The sequence below is a fragment of the Prevotella sp. SGI.167 genome (genome assembly GCF_050313615.1).
In the GTDB taxonomy this organism is placed as follows: domain Bacteria; phylum Bacteroidota; class Bacteroidia; order Bacteroidales; family Bacteroidaceae; genus Prevotella.
The window spans coordinates 1-13,171 of record NZ_JBNPLT010000027.1 but is presented as its reverse complement, the minus strand read 5'-3'; the positions used below and the strand labels follow the sequence as shown (position 1 = coordinate 13,171).

Annotated in this window: 10 protein-coding genes; 5 read left to right on the top strand and 5 right to left on the bottom strand. The window is 43.9% G+C overall.

The annotated features are described in order from the left end of the window. The first annotated feature begins 373 nt into the window (after positions 1-373). Positions 374-1,273, top strand: a complete 900-nt coding sequence (locus ACQRBJ_RS12420; RefSeq protein ID WP_117728532.1) for a diaminopimelate dehydrogenase — start codon at positions 374-376, stop codon at positions 1,271-1,273. Between the two features lie 100 nt (positions 1,274-1,373). Here ACQRBJ_RS12420 and ACQRBJ_RS12415 read toward each other — a convergent pair whose 3' ends face one another. The 4 genes from ACQRBJ_RS12415 to ACQRBJ_RS12400 form a co-directional block, all read right to left on the bottom strand. Beyond that, complete coding sequence (locus ACQRBJ_RS12415; protein ID WP_445303790.1) at positions 1,374-3,383, bottom strand: RagB/SusD family nutrient uptake outer membrane protein; 2,010 nt, start codon at positions 3,381-3,383, stop codon at positions 1,374-1,376. A gap of 28 nt (positions 3,384-3,411) precedes the next feature. Continuing rightward, positions 3,412-6,585: a SusC/RagA family TonB-linked outer membrane protein gene (locus ACQRBJ_RS12410; protein WP_445303789.1), complete on the bottom strand. Its 3,174-nt coding sequence runs from the start codon at positions 6,583-6,585 to the stop codon at positions 3,412-3,414. Between the two features lie 236 nt (positions 6,586-6,821). Beyond that, entirely contained in the window at positions 6,822-8,105 is a 1,284-nt protein-coding gene (locus ACQRBJ_RS12405) for a serine dehydratase subunit alpha family protein (RefSeq protein ID WP_445303788.1), read from the bottom strand. Between the two features lie 14 nt (positions 8,106-8,119). After that, positions 8,120-9,523, bottom strand: a complete 1,404-nt coding sequence (locus ACQRBJ_RS12400) for a C1 family peptidase (protein ID WP_294698990.1) — start codon at positions 9,521-9,523, stop codon at positions 8,120-8,122. Positions 9,524-9,891: 368 nt separating this feature from the next. Here ACQRBJ_RS12400 and ACQRBJ_RS12395 point away from each other — a divergent pair, with 368 nt between their 5' ends. From ACQRBJ_RS12395 to ACQRBJ_RS12380, 4 genes are read left to right on the top strand one after another with little or no spacing between them, the layout of a single operon-like run. Beyond that, on the top strand, positions 9,892-10,449 hold the full coding sequence (locus ACQRBJ_RS12395) for a hypothetical protein (protein WP_445303787.1): 558 nt from the start codon (positions 9,892-9,894) through the stop codon (positions 10,447-10,449). Beyond that, the gene (locus tag ACQRBJ_RS12390; RefSeq protein ID WP_445303786.1) at positions 10,446-10,868 is read left to right on the top strand and encodes a hypothetical protein; all 423 of its coding nucleotides are present in this window, start codon (positions 10,446-10,448) and stop codon (positions 10,866-10,868) included. Before ACQRBJ_RS12395 ends, ACQRBJ_RS12390 begins: the two co-directional genes overlap by 4 nt. Beyond that, a complete protein-coding gene (locus ACQRBJ_RS12385) occupies positions 10,856-11,386 on the top strand; it encodes a hypothetical protein (protein WP_445303785.1) in 531 nt (176 codons plus the stop codon). Before ACQRBJ_RS12390 ends, ACQRBJ_RS12385 begins: the two co-directional genes overlap by 13 nt. Beyond that, positions 11,374-11,763 (top strand): hypothetical protein, encoded by a 390-nt coding sequence (locus tag ACQRBJ_RS12380; RefSeq protein WP_439431924.1) that lies wholly within the window; start codon positions 11,374-11,376, stop codon positions 11,761-11,763. Before ACQRBJ_RS12385 ends, ACQRBJ_RS12380 begins: the two co-directional genes overlap by 13 nt. 735 nt (positions 11,764-12,498) lie before the next feature. Here the strand turns inward: ACQRBJ_RS12380 and ACQRBJ_RS12375 are convergent. Continuing rightward, positions 12,499-12,672, bottom strand: a complete 174-nt coding sequence (locus ACQRBJ_RS12375; protein WP_293631262.1) for a hypothetical protein — start codon at positions 12,670-12,672, stop codon at positions 12,499-12,501. Between the last annotated feature and the right edge of the window lie 499 nt (positions 12,673-13,171).

Sequence of the window (13,171 nt, the reverse complement as noted above, 5' to 3'; positions counted from 1 at the left end):
ACAATTTCCTTTAAGAGTAGAAACAATTTCCCTTAAGAGTAGGAACTAATTCCATAAAGGATAGAAGCTAATTTCATCAGGAGCGAAAAGAAATCACTCATTATCCATCGACAAACAGAATAGGAAGAACTAAGGCATTCTCTTAAATCCCTGAAATCACGAAACTGTAAGGAATCTGTTCTAGAACCCTTACAATTCCCCCGTCATTCTACCTAGAAACTATGATTTTATTACCTTTTGCAAGTTTTATGAGTTAAAAATCTATTAAAACGTCACGTATTTCAAGAAAAAGCTATACTTTTGCAACCGGAAATAGATATCTAGAAGGAATTATTCAAAATAAACAACAATATAAAAGAAATAAATACATCAAATGAAAAAGTTTAGAGCAGCCGTAGTAGGTTACGGCAATATCGGTAAGTTTACAGTAGAAGCTCTCGAAGCCGCTCCAGATTTCGAGATTGCAGGTATCGTTCGTCGCCAGGGTGCTAAGGACAAACCAGCTGAGTTGGCTAACTATGAGGTAGTAGATGACATCACCAAGTTGAAGGATGTAGATGTTGCTATCCTCGCTACTCCTACCCGCTCTTGCCCTGAGTATGCAGAGAAGATCGTTGCACTCGGCATCAACACCGTAGATAGTTTCGATATCCACACCAGCATCCTCGACTACCGCACCAAGCAGATGGAGAACTGCAAGAAGGCTGGCAAGGTGAGCGTAATCTCAGCCGGTTGGGACCCAGGTTCTGACTCTATCGTACGTGTATTGATGGAAAGTCTGGCTCCAAAGGGATTGACTTATACCAACTTCGGTCCTGGTATGAGCATGGGACACTCAGTTTGCGTTCGTAGCAAGAAGGGTGTAAAGGAAGCGCTCTCTGTAACCATCCCATTGGGTGAGGGTATCCACCGCCGTATGGTTTATGTAGAGTTGGAGGAAGGCGCCAAACTTGAGGATGTAACAGCAGAGATCAAGGCTGACCCATACTTCGCTCACGATGAGACTCACGTATTCGCCGTAGCATCAGTAGATGATGTAAAGGATATGGGTCACGGTGTGAACCTCGTTCGCAAGGGTGTATCTGGCAAGACTCAGAACCAGCGCTTCGAGTTCAACATGAGCATCAACAACCCTGCCCTCACTGCTCAGGTATTGGTTAACGTGGCTCGCGCTTCATTCCGTCTCCAGCCAGGTTGCTACACCATGCCAGAGATTCCTGTCATCGATATGTTGCCAGGTACCCGTGAGGAAATCGTTGCAACACTCGTATAAAGACATAATAAAGGCTCGCAAGAAACAAAAACTTCTTGCGAGCCTTTTTAGTATCTTATGTCTTGAGTTCAAGACATAAGCTTGAATACGTTTTCACGCTTTACTTAACGTCAGTTGCACCCTGACCGGCAATCAATGGCCAACCTGGATTCTGGTAAACAACAGATGTAGTAAGATCTGTCTGGTCACCCTCAGCTGTCTGACGGAACACGCTCTGTGCGATAGGAGACAGATAGTGAGCAGGAGTAAAGTGATAACCATCAAATACCTGGTTGTTAATCTTAGAAATCTGGTATGGACGGATGTAGTCACCACTAACGTCCTTACTACTGATATTACCCTTACCACCTTCAACATCAACCTTAGCGAGGTCGGTATCACCATCGCGCCATGTGCCCTCATACACAGTACCCCAGTACTTCATACCTTCAATCTGGTAACCGTTTACCTGGTCGCAAGCACGCCAGCGGATTAAGTCCTCCCAACGGGAAGCCTCCCCGATGAACTCATCACGACGCTCACGACGGATGTTGTAAGTAGTAGCATCAACCAACTGACCATGAGAGTAAGCACCGAAGTCCCACTTAGCCTCCTTCTGCATGTTGGTAGCTGCGATAGTCTTGTTGTAATCAGGATCAACCTTGGCACGGGTGCGGAGAGCACGCCAGTACTTATCAGCTGTGGCGTCGATAGTATTGTTCTTCAACCAGGAAGCCTCCATGTAGTTGAGGAGAGCCTCTGTGCCACGGAATACAATGCTACCACTCTGACCATAGTCGTGGTTGAGCTGCTGCAGAACATCATAGTTCTTACCCTTCTTCACAGCATAACCGGTAACGATACGAGTCTCATTGTTACCCTTTACTGTCCAAGAGAGATCAACGGTATTAGCACCATCACTTGTATAGTTCTCTACAGAACCATCCATCTTGGTGAATATCTGGATACGAGAGTCACGATCCTGGAGAGTAGCCTTGATGCCCTGGTTCTCCCACTCAGGGTTGTAACCTGAACCTGCTGCATAGATAGGAAGACCGTTGCGCATGAGGAATGAGTTAACCAATCCACGTGTCCAACCAGTACCACCACCATTACGCTGGAGCTGCATCTGGATGTTGTGAGTTACGTTAGCCTTGTCCTTATCGAAAGCACGGTACATCAAAACCTCGCTATAGCCACTCATATCCTTATCACAGAACATGGTGTAGTAAGGATTGATACTTGCCAAACTAGCATTCTGTCCCTCTGGAGTATCCGTATTCTCTACAAGGTTATCAACGAGCTTATCACCCAATTCCTTAGAAGACTTCATAGCCTCATCGAGGAAGTGGTTGATGGAAGAATCGATGTCAAATCCCTGGATATCCTCAGCCTTGCCTGGCCAACCTGGACCACCTGGCACAAACGCAGTACCCTTGTGATACTTCTCCCATGTAGCCTCGAAGAGAGCAGCACGAGAACGGAGCAAGAGGGCTGCATCGCGAGAGATGCGGTTCTTGCCACCAGGGGCTGACTCCATCAGAAGACCGAGCGCCTTGTCAAGGTCATCGAGAATCTGCTGAGCTACCTTATAACGTGGCTGGCGCTTTGAAGCCTCAACAAGAGTCTCCTTGTCATCAGGAAGAGCTGTGAGCACGATAGGGAAATCGCCAAGAGACTGCAACTTGTCCAAATAAAGGTAAGCACGGAGGAAGTATGCCTCACCAATATAGTGGCGTACATGACTCTCATTACCGCCAATCTGCTTAGCCTCGAACTTTGGCAACACCTGATCCAAGAAATAGTTCACCGAACGGATGTTGCCGAAATCCCAGGCACCACCACTCTGACCTACTTTCCAGTTTCCAGGAACCCAACGGTTAGAATAACCGGTTCCCGCCTGGTTATCTGTATCATTATCGTAAGCAAAGGTACTCATACCATAGCTACCCGGATTGATACTTGTCAATACACCATAGAGATTCACGGTGTAGGCCGCCAGGTCGTCTGCGCTTGTGAAATAAGACGCAGGTGTCACGTTGCTTTCAGGCTCCTTGTCAAGATAGTCATCGCAACTTGTCAGACCGAGCGTCGCGCCCAATAAGAGCATTGAAATATATTTAATTTTCATAAATTGTTTCCTTTCTATAAATGATAAGTTAGAATGTTACACTAAGACCAAATGAGAATGTCTTTGACAATGGATATGTCTTACCAATCTCACCGCCATAACCTGCTCCAATCAGCTCTGGATCACCTGCCTCTGTGAAGTTAGTGATGGTGAAGAGGTTCTCTCCAGATACGAAGAAGCGAAGATTCTCAATATAAGCCTTGCTTGTGATTGACTTTGGCAAGGTATAACCGATGGTGAGGTTCTTCAAACGGCCATAAGCTGCATTCTGCAGATAGCGGGTCTGAGTCTTGATGTTGCGGCCACCACCCCAGTCTGCACGTGGGTAGTATGCACCCTTGTTGTCCTCACGCCAGTAATCCTCGTGGAACTTAAAGCCGGTAGCCTGCCACTTACCCTGACCGATAGCACCCCAGAATACGGCACCACCTGCTGCGTAGTCACGCTTGAGGGTTCCCTGGAAGAATACCTTAATATCAAAGCCCTTCCAAGCTGCATCGAGGTTCAAGCCGAAGTTATAGCGAGGAGTAGAGTTACCGATGATGCGTCTGTCACCTGGCTTATCAGCTGTATTCTCGCCAGTATTAACATAACCATCACCATCGAGGTCGGCATACATAATATCACCTGCAGTCCAGCCGCTTCCGAGTGCGCTCTGGTTAACCTTTGCGAGGTGTGCATCCATATCTTTCTGGCTCTGTGCGATACCGATTGTGGTATAACCCCAGATGTCACCGAGCTTAGCACCAGCATAGTATGAGCCGAGGTTCTTGGATGGATTAGGATACTTATCGATGACCACCTGGTTATCACTCAATACGAGAGATGCACCATAGCTTACCTCACCGATTACGTCACGCCAGCCAATCTGGAGATCCCAACCCTTAGATGTCATATCAAGGTTGTTCACCTTTGGAGGATTGGCACCGAGGATAACAGGCAACTCAGGAGCAGGACCTACCATGTCGAATGTCTTGCGCTGATAGTAGCCGAACGATCCCGTCAAGCGGTTATTGAAAGCACCCCAGTCGAGACCAACTTCCCATGTACGGCTCTTCTCCCATGTAAGAGTAGAAGACACGAGACCTGGCTGTGAAGCGGTATTTGGCTTAGCGCCATTAATCAACCAGTTGCCACCCTGAGAAGAGAAGCCGATGGTTGGATAGAAAGGATACCAGTTATCTGTATTCTGGTTACCCAACTGACCCCAAGAAGCACGGAGCTTCAATGTGTTTACGTAATCAGTCAATGGCTCCCAGAACTTCTCACGGGCAATGTTCCAACCTGCAGAGAATGATGGGAAGAAGTTCCAACGGTTCTCGCGGAGGAAACGTGAAGATCCATCATAACGGAGGTTAGCCTCGAAGAGGTAACGGCCTGCATAATCGTAGTTGATACGACCGAAGAAACCGGCTGTAGTCCATGAGTTATATGCACCACCTACACTTGGCTTGGTGGTTGTTGTATCGAGAGTAGGAAGACCAGACATGATACCGTTCTGACGCGCTGTGATATTGCGCTGACGGAACCACTCACTCTGGAAACCACCCATTACCTTCATATTGTGATCGCCAAACGAATGGCTGTACTCTGCAAAGAGGTTAGGGTTGAAATAGTTTGACTTAAATGAATACTCATAGACGCTTGATGTGGCGTTGCTATCTACGTATGGATTATTATCGCAGTCGTAGCCGTATGTGGTCTGCCAGTCACGGTGATTGAACTGTGTAACAATACGATAGTTCAACTCAGCATTGAGAGTCAGACCCTTTACAGGTGTTGCAACAAAAGAAAGCTGCTGTGCGAGACGGTCTGCCTGGTTCTTGGCACGGCCACCATTCTGAAGACGTCCGATATAAGACTCTGGCAACCAGTTACCATTAGGATCGGTAGTTGGCAAAATAGGCCAATAACGGCACATATTGTGGAAGAACACATCTGTACCATTGATCAAATCACCAGGAGAATCGAAGTCCTGACGTGAGAAACGGGTATTGTAGGTCATGCGCAACCATTTGGTTATCTGTGCATTGATCTTACCTGTCATAGTATAGCGCTGCATACTATCATCACCATGACGGAGGAGACCACCACGGTTGAGATAGTTGCCAGATACATAGTACTGCAAACGATCATCACCACCATTGATACTCAAGGTATGCTCCTGAGAGAAGCTGGTACCAAACTGCTCCTTGAGCCAGTCGGTATTACCAATAGGCAAGAGTGGCGTATTGTCCCAAACCTCCCAACGGTTGTTGCTGTTCTTGAACATCTTCTGCATGGTAGGATCGCTCTGAGCCTTCTTGATTTGCTCGAGTTTTTCATCTGTAAACCAGATACCTGCACCACTAGCAACAGAAGCATCATTCATGTACTTAGCCCATGTGTAAGAGTCCATCATCTCCGGCATGTTGAGTGGAGAATCAAAACGGAAAGAGTTGTTGTAGTTAATAGAAGCCTTACCCTTCTTACCACTCTTGGTAGTAATAAGGATTACACCACCGGCAGCACGTGAACCGTAGATTGAAGAAGCAGAAGCATCCTTCAATACAGAAATGTTCTCGATGTCCTGTGGGTTGAGTGCGTTCATATCGCCCTCCATGCCGTCGATGAGCACGAGTGGAGAAACAGAAGAACCGGCACCGATAGTACCTGTACCACGGATGTTAAAAGACTTGGTTGAATTAAGAGTACCACCGCTGCTTGGTGTAGAGAAGTTCATACCGGCTACTGCACCCTGAAGAGCATCAACAACAGAGTTGACTGGGCGAGCGCCGAGAGTCTTGGAATCAACGGTAGAAACGGCACCAGTGAGGTTTACCTTCTTCTGAGTACCGAAACCGACAACAACGACCTCGTTCAGGGTCTTGCTGTCTTCCTTCATGGTCAAATTGATTTCACCACCCTTCCATACCATCTCCACTGGTTCGAAGCCAATGTAGCTGATACAGATAGTTGCACCACGATTTACATCAGAAAGAGCAAACTTACCATCGAAATCGGTGATGGTTCCACCTTGCTTTCCCTTAACTGTGACTGTAGCACCAATTACAGGCTCCCCTGTAGGGTCGATAATGGTACCAGTGCATTGTCCATCTTTGGACTGATTAGTTTCCTGGATACGAGTTCCCCCATAAGCCTGGGCTGGAGCCATTCCAAGAGCCATAATCATAGTACTTACTGTGAATAGTTGTCTTATCATAAGATAGAGTTTAAAAATTTGTTATTTGGTTTCTTATTTATTACGTTATATTTTTATATTTCAGTTAGCTGTTGCAAAGATACGTTATTTTTTAATACGGTTAAGATTTTAAGGCAACAAATGTCAGTTTTTTAAATCTTTTTAAGTAAAATAGCCCCAAAAAACAATCAAAAAAGGCTCGCAAGAGGTGTTTCTTGCGAGCCTTTTGATAAAGAATGTAAAAAAGACACTCTTCATTATTTATGTGTCATGATATCAAGCACCATATCGTCGGTTGCTCTCATCGCATCGGCACCGATACTTGTAAGATTGTGAATACATTTATCCACATCATCATCTACGATGCCCTCTGCCGATGTCACGCATTTGCCTTCCATCGAAAGAAGAGCGGAAAGCAGGGCGGTACTGACACCCGAAGAAATCTTCAAGGCACAGCTAGGTTTGGCACCATCGCAGATCATACCTGTAAGGTTTGCCACCATATTCTTGACAGAATTGCAGATGCGGGTATAATCACCACCCATCAGATAGGTGATACCGCAACTGCTGCCCGTACTGGCTACCACGCAACCACATAGAGCTGAGAGTTTTCCCAAGCTCTGCTTGATATAGATAGCCGTCAAGTGACTGAGCATCAAGGCACGGATCATTTCTTCCTCAGTATTCTCATTCTCCAGAGCATATACCACAACAGGGTTGGTAGCACAGATTCCCTGATTGCCGCTACCGCTATTACTCATCACCGGAATCATGGCTCCACCCATACGGGCATCGCAAGCAGAAGCGGTACTGGAGATGATGTGAGAGAAGATGTTATTACCGAAGATGCCATGACTCAAAGGGCGATCCATTGTCTTACCGAGACAATGTCCATAGTTGCCCTTGATACTCAGTTCGGCAGCCTTTATATTATATTCCCTGGTCTTGAGGATGAAAGAGATTTCATCAAGCGGAGCTGTTGTTGCAAACTCGTAAACCATCGGGAAATTGAGTAGGATGTCGTCATCAGCCTCATCGCCGGCAGTACCACCACGCTTATCGAATACCACCTCGCCATTGCGCTCAGCATAAACAAAGTTGGTATGCGAACCGGAAATGATAGCTGTAGCCTGAGCATCACCGGCATAGCAGCTCACCTCTATATATAGTTTATCTACATCGCCCTGCTTCAACTTGATGTTGATTTCAGCATTCTTGATATACTGCTTGCCCTGCTCCAGACTGTCAGGAGTCAAGTCTTTGAGAACTTCAAGTTCATACTCCGGCTTTCCGATAAGGGCACCGAGCGATACGGCGATAGGCAAGCCTATCATACCAGTACCGGGAATACCCACACCCATCGCATTCTTGAGCATGTTTGGACTCAAGAGTACTTCGATGCGATCAGGGCGCTTACCCAAAGTAGTAGCAGCCTTAGCTGTACAGAGCGCCACAGCCATCGGTTCGGTACATCCGATGGCAGGCACAACTTCCTTGTTGACGAGCGCGATGATGCGCTCACGCTTATTTTTCTCTAACATAATATAAATAGGTATTAGTCTTCCAACTGGAACAGAGGATCATCTGGAGTCAGCATGGTTGGCTTCTGGTCGAATTCCTTCAAGAGCTGCTCAGAAGCATACTTCTTGTTTACTACCAGGCGGAACATGTACTCGTTGAACCAATCGTTGGTCATGATGAAGCATCCACCAAAACCATTGTCAGCACCCCAGCTGTTCTCAACCTTCCACTTCACAGGCTTGCCTGCTGCATCCAGATCAACGGCAGTCAGAGTCATGGCATGAGTAGAACCGCTATCGAAAGTAGCGATGCGGTCAGCCTTATTCATTGGGAATGTTGTATTGAAGAGGCTGCCATAGTCGAAGTTATCGAGAGCCAGATAGCCACGCTTTCTGTCGAGCTGCTTGCCCACATCATAGCTTGAATACATCTTATGACCATCCTTCAGGGAAGCGATAGCGAGCTGGGCTATCTCCTCCATAGGCAGGTTCAGGTACTTCCAGTTATGACCATCATAGGTATGACGGTCGTATTCTACCTCGTATGTCTTGTGATAAGGACGGCGTGGGTCGTTCATCACCATGATGAAGGTGCCGTTGAGATCCTTACCAACCGTCTCCTCATAGAAACTCTTAGGAGTATACTTCTTAGCCTCACCAATCTGCTTGCCATCCTTATCACGGAAAGCATAAGTGAATTCCTTCACAGGCTCGCCCAAAGTAAGGCTGAGCATGCGATAAACCTGAGCCAGCATTTCTGTCTTACGAGCCTGGATAGCAGCAGGTTTCTTTCCCTGAGCTACCATCTTGCGGAGTTCCAAACCATACTCACGGAGCTTGCTGCTGATAAGGCGGCTCATCTTGGAAGTATTGTTGCTGGAGAAAGTCTCTGGCTGAGCACTCATAGGCACGAGACCATATTTGCTAGCCAGGTCGGCAACGCCACAGAAAGTACCACCGTCGTTGAGAGGGTTCTTGAAGAAGAACTGCACCTGAGGATCCTCGATGCTCTTCTTACCGAGGTCAATGACCCCCTGAAGCATGAGGTTAGCCTTCTCCAACTGGTCGTAGAAGAAGAGATAATCCTGAGAATACTCCACCACTCTACCCTGCTTGTCGTTGACAGCAAAGTTGGAACGGAGCACATTGAAGCCGCTAAACATCCAGCAACGGCCCGAACTCTTCTGATTATGAATGCTCTGAGAAGGAGTCTCGATGCTGAAATGGGTATCAACAGGAGCCTCATTGGCATGATTCTTTACCAGGTCATCGATATTGTTGTTAGCAACAGCATTAAAGAGAGCCTTGTGTGCAGCACATGCATGGTTCTTCTCCATCTGCTGAAGAGCAGACTGACTGATGCCGCCCCCCTTGGTCTGCGCCATCATAGACATGGAAGCCATCAGCATGGCTCCAATCAGTAATACGTTTTTTCTCATAATCTTTTATATTTATTTGTTTCTTTGTGCAAAAATAACACTATTTTGCGTACTTTCCAAACTTTTATGCTGAAAAATGCGAAGACGCTTACGAATGAAAGCCATTTTCTAAAAAAACAAGTTAAATTTTTCTTAATTAATAAGGAGTTCTGCAAATACATTACGGTTTTTTATTATATTTGCAAGCGAAATACTAAGCCAAAATTACGATAGTATCGTATTGGCTACACATAATATAACAACAAACAACAAACCTATGATTGGTAAAGTAAAAATCCGATGCTTGTTTTTGTTGGCATGGCTTGCAAGATGACAACAAATATGGGCTCATTGAAAATCATAGTAGAACCCCTAAAGGACATTAAACAATGGAAAAGTATATAATTATAACCGAATTTGGAGAGCAGCAAGATATAAGAGTGGGACTAAAATCTTGTAAAAACAAGTACAATCTTCTTCTCTGTTGGGCAAAACATCTTTCTTATCCTTATATTGGTATTAAATCCAAGACGAAGCTTATCGAAGATATAAAATTTGATTTGCGCGAATTTAAACAATATGTTATGAATGCCAGAAGTTATATGACGAATTTTTATCATGAATCATATCTAGTAAATGGCATCCATATAGAACTGTATATCGTTAAACGTGAGCAAAATTGCGATTCTTCATTTTTATTTAAAATATTTGTTTTTTATAAGAATTGGGATTTCCAAGTGGAGAAAGAATACAACTCCCCATTTGATGCTTTAGTTGATAGCATAAACATAATACAATGGAATGAATTCTCACAAGAAGAGAAAAATGAATTTGAAAAGGTTCTAAAATCGACAAGCCATGTAAATTGCGTTATTCGCAATTTGGTTTGGAACTTAGAATGTTCCATACTTGGCAACAGTTTAAAAGTATATATTGTGAAGTCATGAAAAAGATATTATTTATAGCACTCAACATCTTCCTCTCCGCTCCAACATTCGGAGCGGATGGTAATCATCGTGCCAACCTCAGCTATGGCAACATGGTGATGGACAAGAACAAGGGGATTAGCTCGATATCATACGACATCAACAACTTGCCACAGAAAATATTATATAATGATGGAAGGAAAGCTAGTTACGTATATGATGCTGAGGGAAACAAGCACTCTGTCCTATATACGCTAACGGCAATGACCAACGCATTGCCTCAGATGCCAGTCATGCAATCTGCCGATGCTGTTAAAACTGGTAGAGAAATTAAATCATTGACATATGGGACACATGACCACCCTGGCTCTATATACCCTAGAATAAAATTTAATTTAATAAAGGAACTATCTAATAATATAAATGTATGGAAAAAATAAAACTTGTATTAGGTATTTTATTAGGATTTACTCTTTCATTTTTTAATGCTTGTTTGCTTAAAAATAGTACAACAAAAACGGATGAGCAATACATTGTTACCAATAGCAGAAATGTATTCATATTGGATTCTGTTGAATTTAAACTTACCTCAGACTCTGTTCTTCTATATGGAAACGAAGATTCATATACAGAACTCTTATATCATTATGGAAGTATTCATAATGGTTCTAAAGAACTCTTATATTATGCATTAATCATGGCAGACAAATATTCTTATCCCGAAGCTTCTTATAATATTTTCGGCGCTATTAAAGATTTTAAAAAGAACAACACTTTATTATTGTCTGAAATGATGAGATATTACTTATTGTATGGGGCAAAAAACGGAAGTTCAAGTTCTTGTTTTCAATTAAAGGAATATTACGAAAAAGGAATATTATTCGAAAGAAATCAGAGAAAAGCAAAATTCTATGAGAATAAGATAAACGAAATTTATAAGATAAAATGGACAAAATAAGAAATATGCATAATGTTGCCTTAGGCATCATTATAGGTTTGTTTTTGGGGGGAATTTTTCAAGCACGCCCTAAGTTTGAATGGAATTTGGGAGTAAAGCAACCAGTCATCCCTCAATGGAATATTAACAAGATAAAATCTGCAATTATTAAAGAGAAGAGCATAAAAGACTATGAATTACTTAAAGAATTATCTGGCGGGCATTTAAAAAAAGAAGACATTTTCTATGGTTTACTTATGAATGAATATCACCCTAACGATACCATTTACAAAGACCTAAGAAATGTCTTGGTTGAAATCTACAATATCCCTCCAAAAGATACCATCACTTTGATGTGGGTTAAAAAACTTGATGAAATGTACAAAAACAATAAATAAAGAAATATGATAGTGATGAACAATAAAATGCTAGTTAAGCTTAATAAGCAAACTATTAATTATCCAAGATTAAATAAAAAACTGAACTTTCGCATGTGGTTCAAGAACGGGCTGAAGGCCTAAAAGCTCCTAGCCCAGGGCATCGCCCTGGGTATAATGGCAATCAGCAAGGCGCCCTGTAAGGGCTAAAGCTTTATGTTTTGTCTGGAGTTTTAAAGCTTTTGCCCTTACAGGGCGACAGGTTTGCGTCCGTAATTACCCAGGGCGCTGCCCTGGGCTAGGGACTTCTGCCCTTTCAGGGCGTGTGGGGCTTACATGCGAAACTTGAGTAAGTCTAAACAGGAAGAACTTGAGATATATTCAAATAAGATTTTAGCTCTCTTGGTACTTACGAGGTGCAGGAAAGCCTCCGGGAAGTCGTCATGATAGTCCTGACGAGTTAAAAAGAGGCTCATTCCACTTATTGCCTAACTATGGCACAATATTGCCCTCAACTGGGGCAACTTTTTGCCATTTCCGGGCGCAAAATAATGCGTCGGGAGAAAAATTTCGGGAGGTCTACCATCGCCATTCGGAATATGCTTTCCGGCTGCTGGAAGCGTGGTTTTGCCCGTGAAAAACCTTACTCTCGTTTTTACTCTTCACTCTTCACGGATTAGCCTGAAACCCCGATAAACACTGGGGTTGCGAGAGGTGAAGAGTGGTAATCCACTCTTCACAACTCTTCACCACTCTTCACACGTACTCAAACTTATCATGAAGCTCATACATCATTTGTGCATAGAGCTGGTCATAATTGATGACCGAACTGTTGTCTATAAACTCTCCGACGGGAACTCGAAGACAGAGATGTAACGGCGACTTCCTGTCGGAGTGAAGAGTGGTGAAGAGTGGTGAAGAGTAGACCACCACTCTTCACACACCTAAACAGCTATATATTAACTATTTACGGTATATTTGTGAAGAGTGAGGAGTGTTTTTGAAAGTAGCTTTCTATCCACCGTCGCCAGAATCTTCCATCCAGTTTTCTCTACTTCAGGTGCAAAGATACGAAATTTTCTCCATGATTCCACATTATAGACACACGAATTTACTGGTGCACCACTTTAGCTATTGAATTCAAGAAATAGAGCTTATGAAGTTAAAATTAATACATACATTATTTTTGTTGTGCATTTATCTAGGACTGAACTTTCGCATGTGGTTCAAGAACGGGCTAGGAGCTTCTGCCCTTTACCTTTCCCTTCGGCCGGTGACCGTTGGTTCAGGGCGTGTGGAGCTTACATGCGAAACTTGAGTCTAGGAATAATACCCGTTATTTTTGTCATCAAAACGAAACTGGCACATATTTGGATGGCTATGAGAACAACCAATCGAAAATTAGCTATAAACTAAGCAAAGGCCTAAC

What these genes read in the sequence shown, in the direction of transcription:
- ACQRBJ_RS12400 (WP_294698990.1), bottom strand. Translation starts at nt 9,523, where the DNA reads ATGAGAAAAAACGTATTACTGATTGGAGCCATGCTGATGGCTTCCATG.
- ACQRBJ_RS12380 (WP_439431924.1), top strand. Translation starts at nt 11,374, where the DNA reads ATGGACAAAATAAGAAATATGCATAATGTTGCCTTAGGCATCATTATA.
- ACQRBJ_RS12415 (WP_445303790.1), bottom strand. Translation starts at nt 3,383, where the DNA reads ATGAAAATTAAATATATTTCAATGCTCTTATTGGGCGCGACGCTCGGT.
- ACQRBJ_RS12405 (WP_445303788.1), bottom strand. Translation starts at nt 8,105, where the DNA reads ATGTTAGAGAAAAATAAGCGTGAGCGCATCATCGCGCTCGTCAACAAG.
- ACQRBJ_RS12385 (WP_445303785.1), top strand. Translation starts at nt 10,856, where the DNA reads ATGGAAAAAATAAAACTTGTATTAGGTATTTTATTAGGATTTACTCTT.
- ACQRBJ_RS12395 (WP_445303787.1), top strand. Translation starts at nt 9,892, where the DNA reads ATGGAAAAGTATATAATTATAACCGAATTTGGAGAGCAGCAAGATATA.
- ACQRBJ_RS12410 (WP_445303789.1), bottom strand. Translation starts at nt 6,585, where the DNA reads ATGATAAGACAACTATTCACAGTAAGTACTATGATTATGGCTCTTGGA.
- ACQRBJ_RS12420 (WP_117728532.1), top strand. Translation starts at nt 374, where the DNA reads ATGAAAAAGTTTAGAGCAGCCGTAGTAGGTTACGGCAATATCGGTAAG.
- ACQRBJ_RS12390 (WP_445303786.1), top strand. Translation starts at nt 10,446, where the DNA reads ATGAAAAAGATATTATTTATAGCACTCAACATCTTCCTCTCCGCTCCA.